This is a genomic window from Flavobacterium enshiense (assembly GCF_040750275.1).
GTDB lineage: Bacteria > Bacteroidota > Bacteroidia > Flavobacteriales > Flavobacteriaceae > Flavobacterium > Flavobacterium enshiense_B.
Window position 1 is genome coordinate 41,774 of record NZ_JBDOCV010000004.1, and the last position, 26,530, is coordinate 68,303.

The window sequence follows — 26,530 nt, forward strand, 5'->3', positions numbered from 1 at the left end:
AATAACCGAATCAGACTATTTTCTTTCCAAGGCCGGTAACGACCAATGAAAGATAACCGCCATCAGACGGATAGCAATGATTAAAAGCGATGTAAGCAGGTAAAGTAAGTCCTGAGGCAGATTAAGCGCTTTCATCAAAAAGAAAAAAGCCCCGCCAACAATACAAATAGTCGCATAAATTTCTTTGCGAAAGATTACAGGAATCTCATTGCATAAAATATCGCGAGTAACCCCTCCGAAACAGGCCGTCATCGTTCCTAAAGCAATGCAGATAACCGGGTGCAAATTGATTTCCAAACCTTTCTCAAGACCGATTAAAGTAAAAACACCTAAACCAATCGTGTCAAATAAAAACATCGAGGTTCGAAACCTGTCGAGTTTCTTTCTGAAAATCACTGCCAAAAAATAACCTAAAATGATAACGTATACGTAATTCAAATTCAGCATCCAGCCCACTGGCGTTCTGCCGATTAAAACATCCCTAAGCGTTCCGCCTCCAACTGAAGTTACAAAAGCAATAATAAAAACCCCGAACGGATCCAGTTTTTTATTCATAGCCGTAAGCGCCCCCGAAACGGCGAAGGCCATGGTTCCTAATATATCTAACAGTTCAAACATTACATGTTGCGGGTATAGTAATTGTAATCTTTCAGTACCACCTTAATAAATTCCGAATCGTAGGCTTGTTGCGGTTTTATGCCGGTAACCGATTCGATTTTCTCCACTAATTTGTAAATCAGCTTAAAATCTTTGTTTTTCAGTGCGGCTTCATACGTTTCTTTGATAATGCGGACATCGTTATCGGACAATTTAATCACCATCGGATAAGTTGGCACATAATCATCATTGATTTCCTGAAGAATGGTATGATTGATATTGATGTTGTTCTTCAATGAAATTACCGCTGTTCCAGCTGCCATATCTCCTAGTCGCTGATTTTTACTACTGACTACCATCGCAATCAATCCGATGATTCCGTTGCCGATACTGATTTCGATAAGACGGAACAGCCATCGGATAAGGTAATCGCCAAAGCTGGCCTGATACCCGTCTATTTTGATGACTTTAATTTTCATTATTTTTTTTCCGAACGTTTGCCCTTCCATAAGGCTTTCCTGCACCAACGAATAAAAAATTACCGGTAATCCGAACAACATTACAATTGCTGTAACCGACCAAGTATCGGCGGAATCTAGGTAATCGTTTAAGCCTATCCAGTAGAAAAACACAGAATAGACCACCACTACGTAAGCAATTTTTATCGCTAAGTCAAGGAGTTGCGCCACAAGTCGATCGCCTACAGAAGCTGCTGTAAAATTTATGTTCACATTTTGAGTTGTAGTTATCGATAATTCTGACATATTTTATATTTTAGCCTCTTTATGAGAGAAGTTGCGTTTATAAAACAAAATAAGGAAAAATGGCTTGAATTTGAACAGGCTATTTTTGGCAAAGCTAAAAAAAATCCCGATGAATTAGCGAGTTTGTACATTCATTTGGTGAATGATTTGTCGTATGCGCAAACGTATTACCCTAAAAGTAAAACCGTAGTGTACCTGAACTACCTGGCTTCTCAGATTTACCAGAAGATTTACAAAACCAAAAGAGAAGAGACTAACCGCTTGGTTTATTTCTTTAAAACCGAAGTACCACTTTTGGTATATGAGTACCGACGATACATTCTTTATGCATTTCTGTTGTTTTTCCTTTGTGTGGGAATCGGAGTGATTTCCGCGCACAATGATGCAGCATTTGTCCGCCTGATTATGGGCGATGCGTATGTAAACATGACTTTGGAAAACATCGAAAAAGGAAATCCTGTTGCCGTTTACAAAGGCGGAAGCAACTGGGGCAGTTTTATCGGCATCACCTTAAACAATTTAATCGTAGGGGCCAAATGCTACATTTACGGTATATTTTTCGGAATCGGTACTTTTTTCGTTTTGATACAGAATTCCATCATGTTGGGTTCGTTCCAGTATTTTTTTTACGATCAAAATGTATTCTGGGAAAGCGTACGCGGTATCTGGATTCATGGTGCCATGGAAATTTTCGGCATGGTGGTGGAAGCCGGCTGTGGTTTTATTTTAGGTGCCAGCATCCTGTTTCCCAAAACCTATTCGCGTTTGCATTCGTTTAAAATCGGATTCAAAAACAGTTTGAAAATTTTCCTCAGCACAGCGCCTTTTACCGTAGCTGCGGGATTCCTGGAAGGGTTTATCACCCGATATTCCATAGATATGCCTCGTTTTTTAAATGTTCTGGTTATTCTGGGCACTTTGGCAATCATATCTTATTATTTTATTGTTTACCCTTTTATTGTTAACCGAAAACACCGTAAAAACCATGTTTCAGCTCTTTAAAAAAAGAAATTTCAGTGAATTGGTAGGCGATACTTTTACCTTTTTCAAAATGCACGGTAAGCATTATTACCGCAACTATTTCATCATTAACGGTGGAATTTTGTTAGTGCTTTTAATCTTGGTTTATTTACTGATGAAAATCTTTTTCGAAGGCATGTTCTCCAATCCCAATGCCGGAATTGGCAACATCGACAGCAATATGGATCTTTATATCAGTGACAATCTTCCGTTAATAATCGGCTTGGCTGTTTTGACCGGTCTAGCCGCTATTTTCCTGAGCCTTTTAAGTTACTCCTACCCTGTGGCCTATCTGAAACTGCTGGAGAAAAAATCAAACTTTGAAACCAGTGAAATCATTACAATGATAAAAAGTAAAATTGGTAAAATTTTCATCTTTTTTATTGCTTCGCTTTTCATCATGATACCGGTTATGGCCATTGTAATGCTGTTGAGTTTTGCATTGGTGTTCCTTCTCATCGGAATCCCTTTGCTTTTCATTCTCATTCCGGCTTTCGGTAGCTGGTTTTCCTTGAGTTTTTACGATTATATTTCAACTGACAATGGTTATTTCGATTCGCTTGGAAACGGCTTTAAACTCTTAAAACAGAAGTTTTGGCCCTGTGTGGGTTCTACCGTTGTCATGTACATGATTGTTCAGATTGTTGTGGGAATTGTTTCGATGATTCCTTACTTTATTGGGATTTTTTCTTTATTTACTTCTTTCGAAAATCAAGATGGAAATCAATTACAACCGGAACAATTTTCATTCTTTATGATTATGTTTGGCGTTACCATGACCTTATCCATTTTGATGAATTTCGTTTTGCAGAACTTTATTTTGGTAAACCAAGGCATTATATATTACAGTGTTCGGGAAGAAAACGAAAACAATACACAAAAAAGTGAAATCGATTTGATTGGAACACCAAGTGAATAAGTTTATCCTTTATATAACCTTCTTTTTTTCTGTTGCCGTTTTCGGGCAATCGGACAGTATTTCCGTAGTTCCTGAATTGGTAGAAGAAGTTGAATTTACTTCTGAACAGGATGTTCATCCCAAAAAATTCCGCGAACATTTTCAAAACGATTACCGCACGGAAGACTTTGTGTATGAAGCCGTTGTAAAAGACACCTCAAAATGGGACCGCTTTAAACAATGGCTGGCGTATTGGCTGGATCGTATTTTCTCTTTTGGCGGTGAAGGCGACAGCTCAATTTGGGGAATTGCAATCAAAACAATAGCCGTTTTGGTAGTGCTTTTTGTGGTTTATCTTATCGTGAAAGCCATCCTGAACAAAGAAGGCAAATGGATTTTCGGAAAATCGTCAAAAAAGAAAATCATCACCTCCGAAATTCACGAGGAAGACATCCATGCCATCGATTTTAAAGTCATCATCGAAAAAAGCAAACAAGCAGACAATTACCGTCTTTCCATACGCTATTATTATTTGTGGCTGCTTAAAAAAATGTCGGATAACGGCATCATCGAATGGGATATTGAAAAAACCAATACCGATTATCTGTACGAAATTAACAGGCAATCCCTTAAAGACGATTTTCAGTATTTGTCCTATATCTACGATTACAGCTGGTATGGCGAATTTGTTGTAGACCAGATTTTATTCGAGAAAGCCGAAAAAGCCTTCATCAAAACCATTAATTCCCTATAATGAACAGAACACTGAAAATATACATCGCTATTCTCGTGCTGATTATTATCGGGATTATTTTTGTGGATGCGAACCGTCCAAAACCCATCGACTGGACACCAACCTACGCTACTACTGACAAAATTCCGTTAGGATTGTTTGTATTCAATAAAGAGATTGACAAATTGTTTCCTAATGAAAAGATTGAACGCTACAGCACCACGCTTTACGAATATTTGGATCCGAAGTTCAGTTATGATGATTCGACCTACAGTGTTAAAGGTAACCTGCTTTTTATCAACGAAGGAAATTCTTTTGATGATGCTTCCACCGATGAACTGCTGTATTTTGTAAAACGAGGCAATACGGCTTTCCTCAGCATGAAATCCTTCCCGGAACGCCTAATGGATTCCCTGAACATGGATTTTGAAAACCGTTATTTCTTCGGCGACAGCGTAAAAGTTGACCTTACCGATAAAACATTGATGCCTAAACCTTTATTCCTAACCAAAGGCATCAGCAATACCTATTTCAACACAATAGACAGTTCAAAAACCACGATTCTTGGGAAACAACATTATGAAAACCGGGATTATGTGAACTTTATTCGCGTGCCCTACCAAAACGGGCAAATCTTTTTACATACCCAACCGACAGCTTTCACTAATTACAATTTGTTACACAAAAGCAATCACCAGTATACGGAAGCACTCTTAGCCTATCTCCCTAAAGGAACGGTTTTATGGCAGGCACACAACTATCAGAACGAAACCATTTCCCAATCACCAATGCGTTATATTTTGAGCCAACCGGCCTTAAAATGGGCATGGTACCTTTTTCTTTTGGGGATGCTTACCTTCATGATTTTCAATGCCAAACGCCGTCAGCGGATCATTCCGGAAAAAGTGCCGTTAACCAATACAACAGTTGATTTCACCAAAACCATTGGTAATTTATACCTGCAAGAAGGCAATCATCATAATATCATCGATAAAAAAATCATCTATTTTCTTGAAAAAGTACGAAACGATTATTTGATTGACACCTTTAATCTTGACGAAGTCTTTGTAAACCGATTGCATCAGAAAACCGGAAAAGACAGAAACGCAATTGAGCATGTTGTCCTTCTGATCAAAAAACACCGAAACAACCTGCAAAGCACTGAAAACGATGTGATTGAAATCAGTAAAGCAATCGAAAAACTGAATAAAAACAAATAAAAAAACAACCACAGATAACGTAAAGTAATATGGATACTTTTGAAAATAACCACACCCCGCAAACCGAAAGTGTAAATTTCGAAACGCGAATCGATCTGGCACCGCTTTTACAGCGCGTGAACGAAATTAAAGCCGAACTGGGAACTGTAATTGTTGGACAACACAAAATGATTGACCAGCTTTTGGTTGCGGTTTTATCCAACGGACACGTGCTTTTGGAAGGTGTTCCGGGCGTTGCCAAAACCATTACCGCGAAATTACTTTCAAAAACCCTGGATTTAGATTTCAGCAGAATTCAGTTCACACCGGATTTAATGCCTTCGGATATCATCGGAACCTCTGTTTTTGATTTGTCGAAATCGAAGTTTGAATTTAAGAAAGGACCGGTTTTTTCCAATTTCGTACTGATTGACGAGATCAACCGTGCCCCGGCCAAAACTCAGGCCGCTCTTTTCGAAGTGATGGAAGAACGTCAGATTACCGTTGATGGCCAAGCCTATCCGATGGACACGCCCTACTTGGTAATTGCCACGCAAAACCCAATTGAACAGGAAGGGACGTATCGTTTACCGGAAGCACAATTGGATCGTTTTCTTTTTAAAATCAGTATTGGTTACCCGAATCTTGAGGAAGAAATCCATATTCTTCAAAAAGAAAATGCGCTACAGGATAAAAACAAACTGGACCATATCCGTCAGATTCTTTCCAAACATGAAATCGGAAACTACCAGAACCTGGTAAAACAAATCATGATTGAAAGCCATTTGGTGGAATATATTGCCAAAATTGTGATGAACACCCGTGAAAACGCCTTTTTGTATTTAGGTGCTTCGCCACGTGCTTCGATTGCTATTTTAAACGCAGCCAAAGGTTTTGCTGCTTTACGCGGACGGGATTTCGTAACGCCGGAAGACATCAAAGATGCGGCCGTTCCTGTATTACAGCACCGTGTGGTGGTAACGCCGGAAAGAGAAATGGAAGGCATTACCTCAACCGAAATTATCCGTCAGATTATTGATACCGTAGAAATTCCGCGCTAATGCAGTTTTTTAAACGATTATACTTAAACAATCTCTTTTTCTATGTGCTCATGGGCATTATGGCAGGCTTTGTTTTTGCTTATTTTTTTCCGAGCCTGTACAAAGTTGTCTGGTTACTCCTGTTCATTTTTCTGGCAGTTACCGCTATTGACATTTTGCTTTTGTTTGCTACAAAACAACAAGTAAAAGCCTCACGGAATATCCCTGAAAAACTGTCCAACGGAGACGAGAACGACATACTCATTAAAATCAGCAATCAGTATTCTTTTACTGTTTTTGCTAAGATTATTGACGAAATACCGTTTCAGTTTCAGCTTAGGAATTTTGAAATTAAACGAACAATCGCGGCCAATTCAAAAGATAAATTTCACTACCATTTAAGACCGACCGAACGAGGAGAATATTTCTTCGGAAAACTGAATGTTTATATTGCCTCACCCTTGCGTTTGGTTGCCCGACGCTTTACGTTTGCCAACAATCAAATGGTACCCACCTACCCGTCTTATGTGCAATTGCGTAAGTATGATCTGATGGCGTTTTCCAATCATTTATTTAACTATGGTTTGAAGAAAATACGCCGCATTGGCCATACCATGGAGTTTGAGCAGATTAAAGAATATGTTCAGGGTGATGACATCCGCACTTTGAACTGGAAAGCCACCTCTAAACGCAATCAGTTGATGGTAAACCAGTTTCAGGATGAAAAATCCCAAACGGTGTACATGCTTATCGACAAAGGCCGCGTTATGAAAATGCCTTTTAACGGTTTAAGTTTGCTGGATTATTCCATTAACGCCAGTTTGGTTTTGGCCAATGTGATCCTGAAAAAAGGGGATAAAGCCGGAATGTTTTCCTTTTCGAAAAAAGTGGAAAACAGAGTGCTTGCAGAGCGTCGTCAGTCGCAAATGAACCTGATTCTGGAAAATCTGTACAACATCAAAACCGATTTCTTTGAAAGCGATTACAGCCGTTTGTATGTTGATATCAAAAAGAACATCAACCACAGAAGCTTAATCTTACTTTATACCAATTTTGAAACGGTAGACGGATTACACCGCCAATTACCTTATTTGAAAGGAATTGCCAAAAACCACTTGCTGGTAGTCGTGTTTTTCAACAATACGGAGCTTAACGAACTGATCCATAAAAAAGCTACCACTATTCAGGATATTTACGACCAAACCATTGCCGAAAAATTTGCTTTCGAAAAGCGATTAATTGTAAACGAATTGCGAAAATACGGCATCTATTCGGTGCTTACCCAACCCGAAAACCTGACTTTAGACACCATTAACAAGTATCTAGAAATTAAAGCACGCGGAATTTTGTAATCGTTTTCGAATTAACGCTTAATTTTGTAGCATGAAACAAATCACATCCGTTCAGAATCCCTATATAAAATCTTTAGTTCAGCTTCAGGAAAAAGCGAAAACCCGAAAACAAACCGGTACTTTCCTGATTGAAGGGCAACGCGAAATCATGCTGGCACAAAAAGGCGGTTATCCACTGGAAACGATTTTATTTTTACCGGAATTGATCTCCGAGAATGAAATCCGTCAGTTAACCCGTCAAAAAACAGAACTAATTGAAATATCCAAAGAAGTGTATCAGAAATTAGCGTATCGCGACACTACGGAAGGTATTTTGGCGGTTGCTAAAACCAAATCGCTTCAATTATCCGATTTACAATTATCCGAAAACCCATTGATTTTGGTAGCCGAAGCCACTGAAAAACCGGGAAACATCGGCGCCATTTTACGAACGGCGGATGCAGCGAATTTAGACGCGGTGATTATTGCCAATCCAAAAAGCGATTTGTACAACCCAAACATTGTGCGTTCCAGCGTGGGTTGCTTGTTTACCCGACAAATTGCTGTGGGATCAACCGAGGAGGTAATTGAATACCTGAAAGAAAAGAACATTTCGATTTACTGTGCCACGTTACAGGATTCGACTTTTTACCATACCCAAAATTACACCACACCAACCGCATTAGTGGTAGGCACCGAAGCGACCGGTTTAACCGAAGCCTGGAGAACTGCCAGCACTAAAAACATCATTATCCCGATGCAGGGTGAAATCGATTCTATGAATGTATCGGTAGCGGCTGCTATCTTAATTTTTGAAGCTAAAAGACAACGCGGCTTTTAATACCTAAACCATAATCTTATGAATTTCAGAATTTCTATACTAGCACTTTTCATCAGTTTTGGATTATCGGCACAAATTACTTCGCCGGAAATTGATGTTTTAGTAGAAAAAACCATGAAAACCTTTGACGTTCCGGGAATTGCTGTTGCGATTGTAAAAGACGGGAAAGTGATTCACTCCAAAGGGTACGGCGTAAAATCCATCCTCACCAAACAAAAAGTGGATGAAAATACCTTATTCGGTATTGCCTCTAACAGTAAGGCTTTTACTGCTGCTGCTTTGGCTATTTTAGCAGATGAAGGTAAACTGAATTGGGACGATAAGGTAAAAAAACACATTCCGGAATTCAAAATGTACAACGAGTACGTTACGGATGAATTTACCATTCGCGATTTATTAACACATCGCAGTGGTTTAGGATTGGGTGCCGGTGACTTAATGATTTGGCCTGACGGACATGATTTCACCCCGAAAGACATCATCAACAATATCCAATATCTTAAACCCGTTTCGGCATTTCGAACCAAATACGATTACGACAACCTGCTGTATGTAATTGCAGGCGAAGTCATTGAACGTGTAAGCGGAAAATCCTGGGCCGAATTTGTAGAAACACGAATCATGAAACCTTTGGAGATGAACAACAGCGTTGGCACCTGGTCACGTTTGAAAGATACCACCAATAGCATCGTGCCACATGTTCCGATTGACGGAAAACTGAAAGTAGTTACCCGTTACAAAAGCCGAATTATGGATGCTGCCGGCGGTATTTATTCCAGCGTAAATGATTTGAGTAAATGGATGATGGTGCAGATGAACAAAGGAAAATATGGTGACAACCAACAGCTTTTCAGTGCCAAACAACATGCTGAAATGTGGACACCCCAAACGTTACAGCCAAACCGTAGCGTAGCACCTTACAACACTTTATTCAGAGCCTATGGATTAGGCTGGCAGTTACAAGATATCAAAGGAAAATTACAGGTTTCCCACACCGGCGGTTTAGAAGGTATCGTTACCCAAACCATCATGATTCCAGAATTACAACTTGGTATTGTGGTATTAACCAACCAACAATCAGGCGCGGCTTTCAATGCTATTTCCAATACGATTAAAGACAGCTATTTAGGCGTTCAAAACGAAGATTGGGTAGCGAAATACAGTAAACAAATGCAGGCCAGTGTTTCGGAAGCCGATAAAGTAACCGGAGAAGTTTGGACCGCTGTAACCAAAAACAAACTGGACAAAAAACTGAAAATCGACAATACAAAACTAATCGGTACTTACGCTGACAACTGGTTGGGGGAAATTACTATTTCGGAAAAGAAAGGCAAGTTGCTTTTTACTTCGAAACGTTCACCGAAACTAAGCGGTGAAATATTCTTCTACAAAGACAATACCTATGCTGTAAAATGGTTTAACCGCTATTTTGATGCTGATGCTTTTATGTTTATCACCTTCGATACTCTTGGGAATGCCACCAATATCAAAATGAAACCGATTTCTCCATTGACGGATTTCAGTTATGATTTTCAGGATTTGGATTTTAACCGGATCAAATAAACTGCAAAGCGCTCTCAAAATGAGCGCTTTTTTTATTTAAAATATCTTTTAGCCAACAATATGTGATGCGATATGTTCATATTGTAGGCCTGTATACCGGCAAAACTCTTCTATACTTACAAAAGCCTTATCTGATTTGTTTAAATCGTCTTTTATTTTTTTAAATAATCTTGTGCTTTGACGATAACTTTTTCCTGTTATATTCTGAATATCCTTGGGATAAATACAGGCTCTTTTTGATACTATCTTCATATACTATCTATGGCTTTTACCAGGCTTTGTTATTTTCTTTTCTTTCTTGTTGCGTTGCAAAACTATATAAAAATCACATCGCTTTTAAGCGACTGTTATGAATGAATAATGACGATTTTTTTCTTTTTAGGACATGTTTGTACAGTTATAACCCTTCTGAACCTCTCACTTAAATTTAAGTTGATTAAACCTCAAATTTGCTCTCGAATCAATCAAAAAAATGTTGCAACAGAATTACGATTGAGCGTATTGCATTTTATTAATCTTTAAAAAAGAAAATTATGGCCAGACAAAAAGGCATATTTAAAATTAAAGGTACCATAGGAGATGTTACCTTTTACAAATCGGGTGATGGGTATCTCGTACGTGAAAAGGGCGGTATCGACGCCAAAAGAATTGCCAGTGATCCTGCATTTCAACGCACAAGAGAGAATGGGTCGGAATTTGGGAGAGCCGGTAAAGCCGGAAAGGTGTTACGTACAGCTTTGCGACCATTACTTATAAACTCCGCCGATCACCGAATGGTTAGCCGTTTAACCCAAAGCATGATGAAGGTAATACAGGCAGATGCCACCAGCCCTAGAGGACTTCGTAATGTAATTGACGGAGAAGCTGAATTGCTTTTAGGTTTTGAATTTAATATTCGAGGCAAATTAGGCACTACTTTATTTGCTCCTATTGTTCCTACAATTGACCGGGTTACCGGAGCATTAAAAACAGATATTGCACCATTTATTCCAACCAACATGGTTGTAGCACCAAGCGGGACGACACATTACAAAATTCTTTCCGGTGGCGCAGAAATAGATTTCGAGAATGAAACCTACGTAGTAGCTACATCTGAAACGGCCATTTTACCTTGGAATGCTACCGCTACAACTGCCATCAGTCAAACAAATATGGTTACTCCTAACTCGACCAAACCTTTGTTTCTGGCTTTAGGCATTGAGTTTTATCAGGAAGTTAACGGACAAATGTATTCTTTGAAGAATGGAGCCTTTAATCCTTTATCGATTGTGGCAGTAGACAGTGGTGTTTAAATTTAAAATATAATTTTATGAATGTACTTGAAAGGGCTAAAGCGCCCACCCCTAAGTTTTTTAAAGTGTTACGCAGTGTTGGACTAGCACTACTAACTGTAAGCGGTGTCATTGCAACAGCACCTGTATCATTACCTGCTGTTATTGTTACAGTTAGCGGATATGTTGCAGTAGCTGGAAGTGTTTTATCTGCAGTAAGCCAAATCACAGTTGATGATGAAAAACTCCAACTAAAAAAGAAACCTAAAAAAGTTCAAACTTATGACAACTAATTTCCCTTTATTAACCTGTGTTGTTTGCGGAACTCTTTTTAGCATTGTTCCTAATATCACATCGGCAGATGTTATTAAAACAGTTTCATTGGCTGTTTTAGGTGCCATTGTTAGTTTTATTGTTTCACTATTACTAAAACATACTATTCGTAAACAAAGAAAAGAACAAAAAAATTATTGATTTAAAAAAGCCCAAACCCATACGTTTGGGCTTTTTCTTTCTTTTAATAAGCTTTTTCATTTCATCCACTTCGTAAATTTTCCCGTTCCTGATAATAGACGGTTTGCAATGAGCTGCAATATTTATAATCCGCTTAATTAGTGTCGTAGCTGATATTTTCCAAATTCATGTTATACTTCTAATTCCTAAACATTCTTTAGTTAAATTTATTATATTTTCGTTACTAGTTGCTCCCCTTTAAAATGTAAAAGTGATTCATACATTTACAAAAAAAATCAAGAATGCCTTATAAAAACAACCGAATTTCCTGGGACACCAGCGTAAAACACTATATTAGGTTAGGACTTTACAATAATCTGCCCGAAGAAATTAAAGTTCAAATACCAAGAACCAATATTCATAGATGGGCTAACGAAACCGATACTAAATATTTAGGTTGTGAAGTTGCAAAATTTATCAAAGAGGAACTAGAACTTATAAAACAGACTGGTCAATCAAGACATGCCAAAAAAGTTCTTGACGTTTATTTTAAATTATCCGAAACGTATCATTCCATTGTTGGTAAAACACGTGGAATAAAAAATGTAATCACCCATAGTAAAGAAAAAATAGTAGAAACAATTGAACAAGTAAAGTCTATTGTTTCTCTTGACAACGCTCTTAAAATATTTAATATCTCAAGGGCAACATACCAAAATTACAAAACACTGGTTTTAAACAAATGTGTCCCTTCTTATTTTAATTGGTGCCTAAAAACCTACCCTCAGCAGTTAGTAAAAAAAGAAATCGACACAATCAAAACGTATTTTGAAAATGGTTCATCCCAATATTGGTCAAAATCCTCTTTATATTATTTAGGTTTGCGAAACAGAGATTTTGGGTTTTGCTTAACTACATTTTACAAATATTCCAAGCTGCTCGGATACAGTAGCCGACACTTACGCTTAAAACCAAAATATGATTCGCTCATCAGTTCAAGACCTAATCAAATTTGGTGCGCTGATGTTACTATTTTGAAAACAAAAGATGGTACAAGGCATTATCTTCATATTTTATTAGATCATTATTCAAAAAAAGTTTTAGGCTATACAATTGAAGATTTTTCCAATCCAAAAGCAATTAGGTCATTACTTCAGAATGCCTATTCAAAAATTTCCATTAAAAGTGAAATCCGATTTATTACTGATGGTGGAATTGAAAATGTAAACAATACCGTGAATCAGTTTATCCAAAACCACAATATCATCCATCAGATAGCTCAAAAAGACATAACTTTTTCAAATTCTAAAATCGAAGCCTTCAATAAAATTATCAAGCATCAATTTTTATTGCCTCGTATGCTTGAAAACAGGAAGCAATTAGAAAATGCTCTAGCAGAAGATATTGAAATTTACAATACGGTACGCCCACAACAATCCTTATCCGGAAATACCCCAGAAGAAACCTTCAATGGAAAACCTATATGTATTTCACAATACAATTCTCACTTAAAAGCACAGAAAAAGTTTAGACAGAAACAAAACAATAAGAACCGATGTAAAAAATGTTACTAATTGTTTAAAAGAAAGACCTGCCGCCGGAAAACCTACGGCAAGCTTTAAAATTAAAGGCCTTTTTTTTAAAAAAACCTTCATTATCAGACACAATTCCTTATACGGAACACGTTTTTACAAAAAGATTGTGGAAAGTGGAGGGCTATGATGGGCTAGAAGTATCGTGGGTATAATATTAGTTGGAGGAATAGGAAATGAAAGACGCTTTGGGGTGTCTTTTTAATAGGCAAAATTTAAATAGTTATATTCGTGTATTATACACTAAACAAAATTTATTATGACAAATTCTTTAACGAAACAAAAGAATTTGGATTTTAACTGGATCAAATAAATTTGAGATTGAAAAATTGCTGGTTTGAGATTTTAAACATATTAAATCTCCCGATTTTGAGCAATAGCTCGTTTTCCCCATTGCCAAGTTTGAGAGTGCGTTGTAAATGCTATTAAAAGCACTAAAATTGTATGTAGTTGTTTTTTCATAGGTTGTAGGTTGTTTTTGCTTCGATTTCACTCAGCATAAGCTAGTTCAGGCTGCATATTTTTTTTTATCATATTACTCTTTACTAATCTTAAACACCTTGTCATTCCCAGAATTATCCGAGCATTTCAACACATAAATCCCTTTGGTTAAAGGACTGATGTTGATTTGATTTTGACCAACTTCAATCTTCCCTTGCGCAACTTTTTGACCTAAAAGCGAATAGACTTCATAACTTGTCCAACCGGTTTCGCCTTGCCAATACAAGTTATCTTTTACCGGATTAGGGTAAACTTTTATTTCATTTAAATTGAACTCTTCATTGCTTAATGGTGAACAAACCGAAGTGGCGAACTTCGCTATAAAAAAATCGGTTTGGGTACCGGCATTTTGCAAAGTGTTGCCGTTGATGGTTAGTTGGTTACCAAAACCTCCGCCTAAAATGTAATCGCCGGAAGCGTCTACGGTTAGGGCGGTGCCGTAATCGTCATAATTTACGTTACCGGGAATTTTGTGCAAACCTAAGCAGGCTCCGGTGTCTTTGTTAAATCGGGCCAGCATGACTTCTGTGCCTTCGTTAGCGTTGGAGGCGAAAATGGTTTGAGAACCCCAAGTAAAAGTTGGTTCAAAGCAATATGCTGCCAAACCAACTTCGTTGCCATTTAAAGCTATGGCACCATAAATATAAGAGCCATTGTAATTGTGACGAGTACTCCAAAATACCGTATCGGCAGTTGCATCGGTTTTGATAATAAAAGGCGTATTTATCCCGGATCCTGCTGTAAGCCCTAAGAATGATTCTGTGGCTCCAGAAATTTTTCCGGCTATGTATAGATTGTTCGATGAGTCGAATTTCAAGCCATAGAACCTAAAAGCTCCAGCCGTAGTATTCGTAGATTCTTTTTTCCATTGAAATTGCCCTAATTCGTTAAAGCACGCTATAAAACCTGAACCTGCAACGGTCTGACCACCTAATACTGCCGTAGAAGTTGCATCTGATTTAAAACTAGTAATATAAAAATTACCTGTGTTTATATTACGATAAAACTTCAAATTCAAGCCAAACCAGCTTGTCAATTGCACATCGAAATAAGTAGCATTTATAAAATTACCGTTAGTATCATACTTTAATATGAATAAATTTGTTCCCGACATATTGTTTACAAAAGCTCCATCTGCATAAGTGCCGGTTGGCAAATAACACAACCAATAACTATTTCCGATATTATCTGTAACCAAACCTCTTGAAAGGGTTTGCCCATTAGCAACAGCCTGTGTTACCAAAGCTTGGGGTTGTTTGAACCAAAGAATGTTTCCAGCTGAACTATATTTGACAATAAATAAGTTTTTACAACTCGCAGAAGTATAGGTATTTAAAATCACATCGCTATCGATGCGGGCATAATACGGGGAAGAGCAGCTCTTAAATGTTCCGGAAACATAAACATTATCCAGATTGTCTATTTCAATTCCATCAATGTCTTCAATACCACCTCCTCCAATGATTTTAGACCAACGATACGTCCCATCACAACTAAAACTGCTCAAGGCAAAATCCGTTTTGGAACTACTGTCACCATAATTGGTTTTGGGATTTCCATCTATATTTAAAAGCGCTTGGCCAACTGGTGACAAAATATAAATATTCTTTTGGCTATCAGTAACCATGTCAATTACTTCTTCCCATCTATCGTCGCTAGTTATCGATAAATTATCGGTACTACCACCCCGCTTGCCCCATTGCCAGGTTTGAGAGTGCGTTGTAAATGCTATTAAAAGCAATAAAATTGTGTGTAGTTGTTTTTTCATAGGTTGTAGGTTGTTTTTGCTTCGATTTCACTCAGCATAAGCTAGTTCAGGCTGCATATTTTTTTTTATCATATTACTCTTTACTAATCTTAAACACCTTGTCATTCCCAGAATTATCCGAGCATTTCAACACATAAATCCCTTTGGTTAAAGGACTGATGTTGATTTGATTTTGACCAACTTCAATCTTCCCTTGCGCAACTTTTTGACCTAAAAGCGAATAGACTTCATAACTAGTCCAGCCGGTTTCACCTTGCCAATACAAGTTGTCTTTTACCGGATTAGGATAAACTTTGATTTCGTTTAAATGAAACTCCTCGTTGCTTAATGGCGAACAAACCGAAGTGGCGAACTTCGCTATGAAAAAATCAGTTTGGGTACCGGCATTTTGCAAAGTGTTGCCGTTGATGGTTAGTTGGTTACCAAAACCTCCACCTAAAATGTAATCGCCGGAAGCGTCTACGGTTAGGGCGGTGCCGTAATCGTCATAATTTACGTTACCGGGAATTTTGTGCAAGCCTAAGCAGTCTCCAGTGTCTTTGTTAAATCGGGCCAGCATGACTTCTGTGCCTTCGTTGGTGTTGGAAGCAAAAATGGTTTGAGAACCCCAAGTGAATGTTGGTTCAAAGCAATATGCTGCCAGACCTACTTCATTGCCATTTAAAGCTATAGCACCGTAAATATAGGAACCGTTGTAATTGTGTCGAGTACTCCAAAATACCGTATCGGCAGTTGCATCGGTTTTGATAATAAAAGGAGTGTTTATCCCCGATCCTGCTGTAAGCCCCAAAAAGGATTCTGTGGCACCAGAAATTTTTCCGGCTATGTATAGATTGTTTGATGAGTCGAATTGCAAATTGTAAAAACGTAATGATGCTGGCGAAGTGCTTGTACTTTCTTTTTTCCATTGAAATTGTCCAAGCTCATTAAAACAGGCTAAAAAGGCTGCATGCGTTATGGTTTGCCCTGCAACAGTAGCTGTTCCACTTCCTCCAGTATTACTACTGGCAATATAAAAATTTCCGTTATACGGATTATGACTGTAGATAGCATTTAAACCAAAATTACTTGTTAATTGTAAATCTAAATGAGTGGCACTAATAAAATTACCATTCGCATCGTATTTAAAGTTAAATAAATTACTACCAGACATACTGTTTATAAAAGCACCATCTGCATAAGTCCCCGAAGGAATAGAAACAAACCAATTAAGAGTACCTGTTGTATCGATTGCAAAAAAGCGATGTCCTGTCTGACTTGTGGCTACAGCTTGTGTTACCAAAGGTTGTGGCTGTTTAAACCATAAAAGGTTTCCGTTATTACTGTACTTGGCTATAAACAAAGTTTTACAACTTGCTGAAGTATACGTATTCAATATCACATCACTGTCAATACGCGCATAATAAGGCGCTGAACAACTTGCAAACCGTCCAGCAATATAAACATTGTCTTGATTATCAATTTGAATATTAGTAATTCTTTCTACCGAACCTCCACCAATAATTTTGGACCAACGGTATGTTCCATCACAGCTAAAACTACTCAATGCTAAATCTGTTTTGGAACTGCTGTCTCCATAATTGGTTTTAGGGTTACCGTCAATATTTAAAAGTGTCTGACCAACTGGTGCTAACACGTAAATGTTTTTCTGACTATCTGTAACTATATCTATTACTTCTTCTTGCCTATCACCACCCAATGTAGACAAATTATCGGTACTCCCCCCCCGTTTTCCCCATTGCCAGGTTTGAGAGTGAGCAGTAAGCGCTATTAAAAGCACTAAAATTGTGTGTAGTTGTTTTTTCATAGGTTGTAGGTTTAGATTGCCGCGCTACATTAGGTTTCGCTCGCAATGACACTAAAAGTACTAAATAAAATGCAGACGCACTAAAAGCGCGCCTGCATTAAAAAATTAATGAGTAATGAGTAAACGGGATTGTTTAATAACCGTATCATTCTCTTTCATCAGAATGAAATACTGACCACCGGCATAGCGGGTACAGTCGATTTCTATAGTTCCTGTTTGGGTTTTCACCTCCCAGGCATTCAAGAATCTGCCCTGCATATCGCGAATTTCGATGATTTTCGCCGTTTCTGCATTCTTGTAATTGTAGATTGCTTTCGTTACTTCTTTAGCCGGGTTAGGGGCTACTAAAAGTAAATTGTCCTCTACTACCAGAAGGTCTTCATTGGCGGTACGTGGTGCACCACACGGAGGGAACTTAATTTCTGTTTTTGTATAACAGCTTTTGCTTCCTTTCCAGATTCCGTTCATATCTATCGTTACCAAACCGCCGTTAAAGCCTGCTGTCGGGTAAAAATATACGGTAAAAGTAGTGGTTGCGCTACCCGGTACCAAAACCGTATTGTCTATAAAGAACCCTTCGCCGTCCGGAGCGGTAAAAGTCGTCCAGACATCATCCCCATAAGCGTTAGTGACAGATAATATAACACGATATACATACACTCCATCTATCTTAACACATCTCAGTTCTCTTATAGAATAGGACATCTCACATTTAGGACAATCTTTCTGAATAAGGCTCATGGTTGCTGCTGTATACTCACAATCACCGTTGTGAAGATATAGCTGATACTCATGCCCTATTGCTAAATCGTCGAAAGGCTCTACCATGTCATGTCCGCTGGCGTATGGTGTATAATCATCCTGCCATTGCCATTCATGATAATAACCAAAAGGCCCTATGATATATCCTGTTGGTTTTTCCTTGCAGATTTCATAACATCCTTTAGGGAATACCCAAGCTACCGATTGTAAGTCGATTGGCAAATCTGTTTGTGCCGTTACGCTGCATCCGTTTGCTTCGGCACGTACCTGAATTGGCCCGTCATGGTAACTGATTGCCGTAGTACCTGTATCGCCATTGCTCCAGTAATAACTAACACCTGCCTGAGGGTTTAAAACGGTTACCTGATACTGATACGGACTGCAAGACAACATTTCAAAATCCAGTTCCGGAATTGCCGGCTGGTCGATTACTGTTACCGTATGGTTTACCGGAGCACTGCTGCAATAATTACCCGAACCGTCCTGAACCTGTGCCACTACCTGATATACATACGCACCTAATGCCGTTTGCATGTCGTAAATGGTGTGCAGGTTGTTCCATTGCGGTTGTGGGACACCATTTAAAGACCACACATACTGTACCGAAGCATTTTGAGGTACTTTGATGCTGAACGGGTTGCCGGAACATACTAATCCCGGACCTGTTACTTTAGGTGGTGCTGGCGCCGGTACAAAAATTGCCGTAGCTGGCGGATTATTGTATACACTACAGCCATTCGCATCGGTTACATATACAAAATACTGACCGCTTTGTGACACCGTCAAATTTGGTGTAGTAGTTGTGGCAAACGGTACCGACGTATATACATTGTAATACCAGTTGAATAGTGTTGGCATTTCTTGAAATTCATTAAAAGGAGCATATTCAATTTGTAAAGTACTACCTTGACATGCATTTACAGGATTTGAAGCAAGAATACCTTTAAGCTGAACTGGTAAAACATCCACTACCATGGTAAATGAAGTTGTACATCCATACTTGTTTTTTACGGTTAATGTAACTTCGTGCTCCCCTCCAGTAGCAAATGTCCTTATCGGATTTTGCTGGATATTAATAGCCCCTCCTCCAAAATTCCAGTGGTATTGAAGGCCATCCGTTGTATCATGCGCATAAAACTGCATCGCTGCTCCCTGACACGCATTGTTGTCGAAATGGAAGCTTGCACTTGGCATAGCCGGTAATACTAATGGAATAAACTTCGTACAAGAAGGATAGCCGGCGCGACTAATACGAATTCCTACGTTGTACATTCCCGGCGCTAATGGTAACATTAACTGTGCAATACCGTTAATTACCGTACCCGGTTGCCATGAAGCTCCGTTATTTGTACTAAACTCAAATGAGGTGGCCGGTGTAGCCGGATAATAAGCCGAGAAATCGTAAAGGTTTACATTATACATCCCCGAACTACCGCATGTAATACTGTATTTCAAATTGGCTTTATACGGTACGATAAAGGTAAATTCCTCGTCGTTATGACAGATATTACCGCCTATATCGTAATAGGCATTTAACGTAATACTGTACTCACCCGGTTCGATATTCTCGATTTCAATGTGGTTGTTATTCATAGAAACCACATCGCCTAAGCCACTATAGTCTGACCATACCAGCTCTGTTGGAGAACCTTGAGCCAATGTAACCTCAGCTCTTATACTCTGACAACCAATGTTCGTAATTGCTACATCTAAATCGTTCGGGGTAGTACAACCGCCACTTCCCGGACAACTGTTATACACTCTGATACTTCTGGTATTTTTAGAACAGTTACCATTGGTTACCACTGCGTAATACATTCCTACTGCACTTAATGTAATGGTAGGTGAAGTAGCTCCTGAAATTGCCGTTCCTGTTGGATAGGTTCCAGAATACCATTGCACGGTTTCTGTAGACCATATACCGCCCTGCAATACAACAGAGTAAGTATAATCTGCCGGAGTATTGTCCGGATCGCATAAATTTAAGTTACCTATCGGACTTACACTAAATTCCGGTGTTGGTGATACCGCAATTAGATGGGTATCCACTGCCGGCATCGGACAACCATTGGCTCCGGTTACGGTTGCAGTAACTGTAAAACTAGCCGAACCGTTTGCACTTGCCGTAAAGTTATGAGACACAGAAGTACTTGTTGATGTTACCGGAGCTGATCCGTCGCCAAAATCCCAAGTAACATTAGTAAATGATGTTCCGGGATTCATTGTGAAAGAGAAGCTCGCCGGTACGCCACTGCATATTGCAACAGGACCATCAATTGTTATAGTCGCTGTGTTGATAATCGTTACAGGATACAATTGCGTAAATTCCTTACCGCATTTTCTAACGACCAGTTTTAGGTTTGCCGGACCAGGTGTCTGATTCCAAAGCACGGAAACCTCATCTGTATTCTGGCCTAATTGTACACTCCCTGCTGATGGTGGCTCTACAGACCATGTAAAGTTATCCACTACAACAGTATTACTAAGACTGTATGTTTTATAAGAACTTCCACATACTACCGAATCATAAGTCGCAAGTGCTAAATTCGGCACTTCGATTATTGGGTTTATAATGTAATCTGCAGATTTACATCCTTCATACTCATACCATGCTTTTACCTCAAAGGCTCCTGTCGGGAATGGGTTGAAGTTTACCATTATCTGATTTCCGGTAGCGCTTCCAATTATCGTTCCGTTGGTTACCTGCCAATGGGTAATGGCTCCTGCCGGCGGGATACATGTATAATTTACAGGTATTCCCGGACAGATTGTAAGTGGTCCGGATATAATCGTTGGTGCTTGCGGACTTGCAATTACCTTAATAGTATACACCTCTGTTGTACAGTATTCCGGTGAGGTTACATCGAAATTATACAATCCTGCTGCAGGAAATGAAAACTCAAAAGAAGAATCGGAACCGTTTTGGCTGAATCCGTCCGGTCCAGTAATGACCCAATCAATTGAACTTATAACATTTCCATTCTCATCATTAACTGTATAGGTTTCCGGTGAATTAGGACATACTGTTAAAGGACCATCTAAAAATACGGAAGGCTTAACTTCTATTTTCAATTCTGCCGTACCACCACATCCTAAAAGTGTATTGGTGTAATTGCATGACAGTTTTATTGTACCTTGCGTACCTGCTTTTACAACCACTTCGTTGCGCTGGTTGTTGTACATTAATTCCGCTCCTGTACCATTGTCTTCCAAAGTCCAATTGAATTCTGTAGTCGGCCATTTCGGAAGTGAGAATATACGCTGTGAATTGACACACATGGTATTCTCACCTTTAATAGTTCCGTGAAGTTGAACAACCGGGACTTTAATAGTAGTCGGACAACGGAAACAATCGGAATGAACGGTTAAATAACCAAAACCATCTTCGTCGATATTGTTCCATACCACGTCCACTTCTGTATCCGATGTATAAGTAGCGACAACTTCCCCACCTATTGCTTCCCATTCTATACGGCAATTCTCACCGTATTCTTTTGGAATGGAATAATGAGCTACTGCTCCTTCGCATACTACTGACGGACAAGCAATTGGCACACTACCTTCTTCAATTTTAACATCGACAGAATATTTTCCAACACAACTACAACCGTTATAAGCCACAAGAGTTACTGTATAAATCCCTGTAGACTGATAGACGTGTGAAGGCTCGAATTCGCTGGAAAAAGTACCGTCTCCAAAATCCCAATTATAATAGATAACTTCATTCCCACCACCAGAAGTCGTAAGGTTTTCAAAGTTAATTGGGTTGTCGGTACATCCATAGATTACCTCACTTTCTAAGTTTGGTAATACTCCGAATAAAGCATTCGGCGCTTCCAGTTTTTCAATACACTTATCAATCTCTTTTACAGTACCATCGGTGAAATAAATGGTTCCCTGTAAAGCACAAAATGCTGCTGAAGTCCAAGTGATTGTAACACTGGTATTAGTGAAAGCATCCTCGTTACCTCCTGTTATATTCCAATCCGTGTGATCTATATTACCAATATCACCAGTTAGTGTATAAGTAATTGTGCTGTTCTCACAAACTCTGATACACGGTCCATCGGCAATATTTTCATCGAATTTTATACGCGGATCATCTTCCGTAAGCTGACAACTCACATCCGACCCCCACGAAATAAAAATACCACAACCCGGAATTAAGGTAACCGGAATCGTAACCGGAACCGCACATTGCCCCACGGGCGTAAAAATATAATTACCCGGTGCTGTATTACTAACTACAGAAGGACTCCAAGTACCTTGAATACCATTATCTGAAATGGTAGGCAGTACCGGTGGCACAGACCCTCCACAAATTGCTGTTGGAAAAGTAAAGATTGGTGTTGCTCCCGGATTTACTTTTATAAGTACCGTAGCCGTATCGCAATTGGACGGATTTGCTATCTGACACAGTTGATATGTTAGCGTATAATCCCCCGGAGTTACGGAAACAGGAACTGTAATATTTCCAGAACTATTTATGGTAGCACCTGTAAGTCCTCCGTTGTTAACAAGGCTTACGATAAACAAACTCGGGTTTAAGAAGGATCCGCAGAAGGAATCGTTAGCAAAGACTGTTGTTGTGGTACCTCCTACACAACCGTTTATTGGACTTGCAGAGAAATCATCGTTAACTGCATTTAATAACGGAGGCGTTAAAGTAACCTGAACGGTCGCAACATCGCAATGTGAAGGATTATTAAGATTACAAATACGATATGTTAAAGAATAAACGCCCGGTGCCGTTCCCGGTGTAACCGATACAAATCCTAATGATGTATTTAATGTTAACTGTGGTATAACAGGAGAAATCTGTGTTATGATTACATTTCCTGTAGCTGCCGGATTACCAAAAACACTGTCATTTTCCAAAATCGGTATCTTACTCATGGTACAAGTAGAGAAGCTAACAGCATCATTAACGGCATCAATACAATTATTGAATGCCACATCGGGGCCCGTATCGTTAGCCGAATTGTCGAAGATTGGATCTAACTGGTAATTTATTGTACACTGCCTTATAAATAAACCTCGCACCCTAAATTCATAATTGCCATTTGGATTTGTTCCAAAATCTGCAGGGGAAACCGTGAAACAAAATGAATTTGAAGTTAATACATTAGGAGCCGGTATAGTATTAATTACTGTATTTCCTTGCATTATATCCAACGAAATGCTACCATATGCACTATTTGCCGGCATCTGATAGGTACCACAAATTGTTTGTGATGTAGTAGGACAAGTAATCGTTTGGATTGGATTTAAATTAATATCTCCAAATAAGGGGTTTGCACAGTTTGTGTTACAAAAATCATCTATGTAAACTGTTCCAAAGTGAGCACCAAAAGCACAATCACCAATAATAAATTCCAATCGTACATTCTGTCCGATTAAATCGCTGGTATTAATTCGGGCGCAATTCCACCCTGTGAAAAGAAAAGGCCCGTTAAATCCCGTAGTAGGATTCGTACTACTTAAAGAACAGTCTTGCTGATTTGTCAGCACATTAACTGATCTTATAATATTACCAGCCGTGTCATAAAGCCTAATCAGAAAAAAGGGTTTCTGATTTAAACCATGAGATGTTCCCGGATCATTTAAAATCACTGAATAATTAATATCCAAAAAAGATTCATTAATATTCGTCAAATTTCTTGACAACGTAACAACATGGGACGTCCCGACAGCAGAATTTTCCGGAAAATTTAATTTAAAGGCTCTGTTTCCATTAAGTACTCTGTTAAGAGTCGGAATCAATGGATCCTGACCCGGAGAAACCAAAGTTCCAAAAGCATTAAAATTATTTAACGTACCTGAAATTGCTTGAGCAACAAAGCTTGTATTGTTTGTTTGAATTTGTGTTGGGTCTCCTCCAGGCATAGGTGGGTTTATTGCTCTCCTCAATGTATATACACTTGCTGGAGCGCCATTTTCAAATCCTCCGTCAGGACAAGTCTGTTGAATTTCCCTATTGGTTAAAGGATATTCATAAGGTTCTTTTTTCTTAGGATTCTTTTCAAAAAACATTTTTCTCAACTCATGCTTTTTAATTTCCAAAATGGCATTCTGAAAAACTTTTTCATCAAAAGGCACTGCATGTTCTTTACTTTCAAAAAGTAAATTGGCTTTTATCTTCTTAACATACTCATCAGGTAATTTAAAGGTTAGCTTTTCTTTTGAAATAAACGCATCTATTTCTTTTTCAACACTTTCAATCACAATCGGAATTTTCTCCTGCGACCTCAACAATGGCGCACAACAGAGAAAAAACAGCAATAATAGTTTTTTCATAAGTGAATAAATTTTTGGTTAATCGATTGGAACATAGCTATGTTTTGTAAAACTATTTTTATTATTTTAATAAAATGTAATACAATACCTATTTTTTTATAAACTTATGAGTAATTTTTGTTATTTTTTCTTACATATTAAATATTCATTTGTTATTCCTCATTTCTTCATAGTATAGCTTTCACTTTTTTAAAAATTTTTAGCTCGTTAAAATTTGCCCACAGTATTTATAACTAATTATTTTGTAATAAGCCATTATTAAATATGGTCATTATGTCTGTATTACATGCGGAAAGGCATTTACTCGTGAAGAACACAGAAGTTTGTAAAAACAGAAAGATCAATCAAATGATTGGCCTTTCTGTTAATGAAGTTTATTTGGTATATTCAAGCATATTAGGTATCTAAAACATATCCCTTAACCGGAATAACCAAAAAAGTCAGGAAATTGAAGATAACGGCATAATCATTAATGACTGGTAAATTGACCACAAATCTTATGTATACTTTTGATTTTCAAAAATTTGACAAACGATTACAGATGTTCAGAAACAGTTGCCTTTACTTGATTTTTATGCAATAACATTTGACATAAAACAATAAAAAAATCCCGTTTAAAGTACTAAACGGGATTTTTTTATTGTTCTTATTCGTTTTAATTCATTGGAACACTAACCAAAGACATTTGAGAATCTCCAAACACACTCGCCAATAGAATCTGATTTTTATCTATATTATAGTATACTATTTGGTTTACAGATTTAAAAGGGTAATCTCTTATTAAATCGTAACTTAAATTTAAATTTGTTGCCGCATATTTATTGTTTGCATCTAATTTGTAAAAGCCATAGTAGTGACTATTATTTTTGTAATATACGCCTGTATTTACAAAATATTCCCCTTTAATATTTACAACGCCAAACGAATGGTAAAAGTCGGCTTCATTATTTTTGTTTTCTAATAACAATTTTGTGTTTTGTTTTAAAACGCCATCATAGCCAAAAACCAAAAGATTTGCCGGGCCAAATACAAAACGTGGATCTGTGAAAGCAGGGTTATTAGGAAAATCAACACTTGGTTTTGTACCTTCTTTGTATTTTCCTTCTACAAAAACATGAATCTCATTGTTCTGCATAAAAGAATATCTGAAATTTACCTGCTCAATATCTTTCACACTATTAAACCCATCAATTTCATTATTGCTTAATACTTTACCTTGCGTTATATCATAAAACATGATGTTGCCAAAATCTCCTCTTCGTATACCTTTGGTACGATAGTTAAAAGCGATTAAATAGTCTTGATCATTAATTGAGACTGCCAAAGGTTTATGAATTTTTGTGCTTTCTTCGAAATTTTTGTCTTCTTGACCATTGGCATCAATAACAGTTAAATAATTTGTCCCTTTATAACTTCTTGGTGTGCGCAGAAAAACAATTTTACCAGTATTGGTTACGATTTTTTCAGAAGTGTAAAACTCATCCTGAAAAGATACTGTCTTTTTGAATATAACATTTAATGTTTTAGCATCCAAAAGAATACACTCACTTTCTTCCGGTTCTTTCTTGGTATTATATTTTTGATAAACAAGACTTAAATATCTGGAATTTTCAGATTTAGAAACGCTTAACGAACCTGATTTAATATTCGATAAAATCGGATAGGTTGCTAAAATTTCTGAAGTGAACTTACCTGTAGTTTTATCAAAAACGTACTTGAAAATTTCTGATTTTTTTTCTTTCCCGTAATAGGATTCCACAAAAGTTACTATCCTATTGTTATCAACCTCATAAGTACCATGTACGTTATGCAATGTGAAGGCGTTTAATGAAAAATCCTGAGTAAAAGTATCTACCAACTGGTTTTTCTGATCGAATTTTCTAACTGTAATTTTATGGCTTGCCAACATTCCAACTGTGTTGGTAAATGAACAGAGATAATGATTGTAGTTATCTTTTAAAAGCACTTGCGGTGCTTGCTCTGTTTTAGAATCAAAATCGAACTTACTCCCTCTAACTATGCCGGTCTGTGCAAAACTAGAAGTAAAAACCATTGCGCATGCAATTATTGTTAATAGTTTTCTCATTTCTTTA

19 protein-coding genes are annotated in these 26,530 nt (G+C 38.0%); 12 read left to right on the forward strand and 7 right to left on the reverse strand.

The window, feature by feature from the left end:
• Positions 1 to 15 precede the first annotated feature (15 nt).
• A complete protein-coding gene (locus ABGT15_RS06815; protein WP_367230684.1) occupies positions 16 to 618 on the reverse strand; it encodes a trimeric intracellular cation channel family protein in 603 nt (200 codons plus the stop codon).
• A complete protein-coding gene (locus ABGT15_RS06820; RefSeq protein WP_367230685.1) occupies positions 618 to 1,361 on the reverse strand; it encodes an RDD family protein in 744 nt (247 codons plus the stop codon). Before ABGT15_RS06820 ends, ABGT15_RS06815 begins: the two co-directional genes overlap by 1 nt.
• A gap of 21 nt (positions 1,362 to 1,382) precedes the next feature.
• Between ABGT15_RS06820 and ABGT15_RS06825 the strand changes: the two genes are divergently transcribed.
• From ABGT15_RS06825 to ABGT15_RS06860, 8 genes are read left to right on the forward strand one after another with little or no spacing between them, the layout of a single operon-like run.
• Positions 1,383 to 2,363, forward strand: coding sequence for a stage II sporulation protein M (locus ABGT15_RS06825; protein ID WP_367230686.1), 981 nt, complete (start codon positions 1,383 to 1,385; stop codon positions 2,361 to 2,363).
• Entirely contained in the window at positions 2,347 to 3,300 is a 954-nt protein-coding gene (locus ABGT15_RS06830) for a hypothetical protein (RefSeq protein ID WP_367230687.1), read from the forward strand. Before ABGT15_RS06825 ends, ABGT15_RS06830 begins: the two co-directional genes overlap by 17 nt.
• The gene (locus tag ABGT15_RS06835) at positions 3,281 to 4,033 is read left to right on the forward strand and encodes a DUF4129 domain-containing protein (RefSeq protein ID WP_367230688.1); all 753 of its coding nucleotides are present in this window, start codon (positions 3,281 to 3,283) and stop codon (positions 4,031 to 4,033) included. Before ABGT15_RS06830 ends, ABGT15_RS06835 begins: the two co-directional genes overlap by 20 nt.
• A complete protein-coding gene (locus ABGT15_RS06840) occupies positions 4,033 to 5,232 on the forward strand; it encodes a DUF4350 domain-containing protein (protein ID WP_367230689.1) in 1,200 nt (399 codons plus the stop codon). Before ABGT15_RS06835 ends, ABGT15_RS06840 begins: the two co-directional genes overlap by 1 nt.
• A gap of 29 nt (positions 5,233 to 5,261) precedes the next feature.
• Positions 5,262 to 6,272 carry an AAA family ATPase gene (locus ABGT15_RS06845; RefSeq protein ID WP_367230690.1) on the forward strand — a complete coding sequence of 337 codons (1,011 nt, stop codon included), beginning with the start codon at positions 5,262 to 5,264 and terminating at the stop codon, positions 6,270 to 6,272.
• Positions 6,272 to 7,603 (forward strand): DUF58 domain-containing protein, encoded by a 1,332-nt coding sequence (locus tag ABGT15_RS06850; RefSeq protein WP_367230691.1) that lies wholly within the window; start codon positions 6,272 to 6,274, stop codon positions 7,601 to 7,603. Before ABGT15_RS06845 ends, ABGT15_RS06850 begins: the two co-directional genes overlap by 1 nt.
• 31 nt (positions 7,604 to 7,634) lie before the next feature.
• Complete coding sequence (locus ABGT15_RS06855; RefSeq protein ID WP_367230692.1) at positions 7,635 to 8,423, forward strand: TrmH family RNA methyltransferase; 789 nt, start codon at positions 7,635 to 7,637, stop codon at positions 8,421 to 8,423.
• 18 nt (positions 8,424 to 8,441) lie between these two features.
• Positions 8,442 to 9,986 carry a serine hydrolase gene (locus ABGT15_RS06860; RefSeq protein ID WP_367230693.1) on the forward strand — a complete coding sequence of 515 codons (1,545 nt, stop codon included), beginning with the start codon at positions 8,442 to 8,444 and terminating at the stop codon, positions 9,984 to 9,986.
• Positions 9,987 to 10,034: 48 nt separating this feature from the next.
• Here the strand turns inward: ABGT15_RS06860 and ABGT15_RS06865 are convergent, their stop codons facing one another.
• Positions 10,035 to 10,238 carry a hypothetical protein gene (locus ABGT15_RS06865; RefSeq protein WP_367230694.1) on the reverse strand — a complete coding sequence of 68 codons (204 nt, stop codon included), beginning with the start codon at positions 10,236 to 10,238 and terminating at the stop codon, positions 10,035 to 10,037.
• A gap of 281 nt (positions 10,239 to 10,519) precedes the next feature.
• Here ABGT15_RS06865 and ABGT15_RS06870 point away from each other — a divergent pair, with 281 nt between their 5' ends.
• The 4 genes from ABGT15_RS06870 (at position 10,520) to ABGT15_RS06885 (ending at position 13,284) form a co-directional block, all read left to right on the forward strand.
• Positions 10,520 to 11,278 (forward strand): hypothetical protein, encoded by a 759-nt coding sequence (locus ABGT15_RS06870; RefSeq protein WP_367230695.1) that lies wholly within the window; start codon positions 10,520 to 10,522, stop codon positions 11,276 to 11,278.
• Between the two features lie 17 nt (positions 11,279 to 11,295).
• The gene (locus tag ABGT15_RS06875) at positions 11,296 to 11,550 is read left to right on the forward strand and encodes a hypothetical protein (RefSeq protein ID WP_367230696.1); all 255 of its coding nucleotides are present in this window, start codon (positions 11,296 to 11,298) and stop codon (positions 11,548 to 11,550) included.
• Entirely contained in the window at positions 11,540 to 11,731 is a 192-nt protein-coding gene (locus ABGT15_RS06880; RefSeq protein ID WP_367230697.1) for a hypothetical protein, read from the forward strand. Before ABGT15_RS06875 ends, ABGT15_RS06880 begins: the two co-directional genes overlap by 11 nt.
• Before the next feature lie 281 nt (positions 11,732 to 12,012).
• Positions 12,013 to 13,284 (forward strand): transposase, encoded by a 1,272-nt coding sequence (locus ABGT15_RS06885; protein ID WP_367230698.1) that lies wholly within the window; start codon positions 12,013 to 12,015, stop codon positions 13,282 to 13,284.
• A 553-nt stretch (positions 13,285 to 13,837) separates the two neighbouring features.
• Here the strand turns inward: ABGT15_RS06885 and ABGT15_RS06890 are convergent.
• From ABGT15_RS06890 to ABGT15_RS06905, 4 genes are all read right to left on the reverse strand, one after another.
• A complete protein-coding gene (locus ABGT15_RS06890; RefSeq protein WP_367230699.1) occupies positions 13,838 to 15,571 on the reverse strand; it encodes a T9SS type A sorting domain-containing protein in 1,734 nt (577 codons plus the stop codon).
• 73 nt (positions 15,572 to 15,644) lie between these two features.
• Positions 15,645 to 17,378, reverse strand: a complete 1,734-nt coding sequence (locus tag ABGT15_RS06895) for a T9SS type A sorting domain-containing protein (RefSeq protein WP_367230700.1) — start codon at positions 17,376 to 17,378, stop codon at positions 15,645 to 15,647.
• A gap of 105 nt (positions 17,379 to 17,483) precedes the next feature.
• Entirely contained in the window at positions 17,484 to 24,437 is a 6,954-nt protein-coding gene (locus tag ABGT15_RS06900; RefSeq protein WP_367230701.1) for a PKD domain-containing protein, read from the reverse strand.
• A 655-nt stretch (positions 24,438 to 25,092) separates the two neighbouring features.
• Positions 25,093 to 26,523, reverse strand: coding sequence for a hypothetical protein (locus ABGT15_RS06905; protein WP_367230702.1), 1,431 nt, complete (start codon positions 26,521 to 26,523; stop codon positions 25,093 to 25,095).
• Positions 26,524 to 26,530: the final 7 nt, after the last annotated feature.

Bases quoted from the DNA above. Each gene is read 5' to 3' on its own strand.
- ABGT15_RS06815 (WP_367230684.1), bottom strand. From the start codon at position 618: ATGTTTGAACTGTTAGATATATTAGGAACCATGGCCTTCGCCGTTTCG.
- ABGT15_RS06895 (WP_367230700.1), bottom strand. From the start codon at position 17,378: ATGAAAAAACAACTACACACAATTTTAGTGCTTTTAATAGCGCTTACT.
- ABGT15_RS06840 (WP_367230689.1), top strand. From the start codon at position 4,033: ATGAACAGAACACTGAAAATATACATCGCTATTCTCGTGCTGATTATT.
- ABGT15_RS06890 (WP_367230699.1), bottom strand. From the start codon at position 15,571: ATGAAAAAACAACTACACACAATTTTATTGCTTTTAATAGCATTTACA.
- ABGT15_RS06865 (WP_367230694.1), bottom strand. From the start codon at position 10,238: ATGAAGATAGTATCAAAAAGAGCCTGTATTTATCCCAAGGATATTCAG.
- ABGT15_RS06885 (WP_367230698.1), top strand. From the start codon at position 12,013: ATGCCTTATAAAAACAACCGAATTTCCTGGGACACCAGCGTAAAACAC.
- ABGT15_RS06825 (WP_367230686.1), top strand. From the start codon at position 1,383: ATGAGAGAAGTTGCGTTTATAAAACAAAATAAGGAAAAATGGCTTGAA.
- ABGT15_RS06845 (WP_367230690.1), top strand. From the start codon at position 5,262: ATGGATACTTTTGAAAATAACCACACCCCGCAAACCGAAAGTGTAAAT.
- ABGT15_RS06900 (WP_367230701.1), bottom strand. From the start codon at position 24,437: ATGAAAAAACTATTATTGCTGTTTTTTCTCTGTTGTGCGCCATTGTTG.
- ABGT15_RS06855 (WP_367230692.1), top strand. From the start codon at position 7,635: ATGAAACAAATCACATCCGTTCAGAATCCCTATATAAAATCTTTAGTT.
- ABGT15_RS06880 (WP_367230697.1), top strand. From the start codon at position 11,540: ATGACAACTAATTTCCCTTTATTAACCTGTGTTGTTTGCGGAACTCTT.
- ABGT15_RS06860 (WP_367230693.1), top strand. From the start codon at position 8,442: ATGAATTTCAGAATTTCTATACTAGCACTTTTCATCAGTTTTGGATTA.
- ABGT15_RS06830 (WP_367230687.1), top strand. From the start codon at position 2,347: ATGTTTCAGCTCTTTAAAAAAAGAAATTTCAGTGAATTGGTAGGCGAT.
- ABGT15_RS06820 (WP_367230685.1), bottom strand. From the start codon at position 1,361: ATGTCAGAATTATCGATAACTACAACTCAAAATGTGAACATAAATTTT.
- ABGT15_RS06905 (WP_367230702.1), bottom strand. From the start codon at position 26,523: ATGAGAAAACTATTAACAATAATTGCATGCGCAATGGTTTTTACTTCT.
- ABGT15_RS06875 (WP_367230696.1), top strand. From the start codon at position 11,296: ATGAATGTACTTGAAAGGGCTAAAGCGCCCACCCCTAAGTTTTTTAAA.
- ABGT15_RS06870 (WP_367230695.1), top strand. From the start codon at position 10,520: ATGGCCAGACAAAAAGGCATATTTAAAATTAAAGGTACCATAGGAGAT.
- ABGT15_RS06850 (WP_367230691.1), top strand. From the start codon at position 6,272: ATGCAGTTTTTTAAACGATTATACTTAAACAATCTCTTTTTCTATGTG.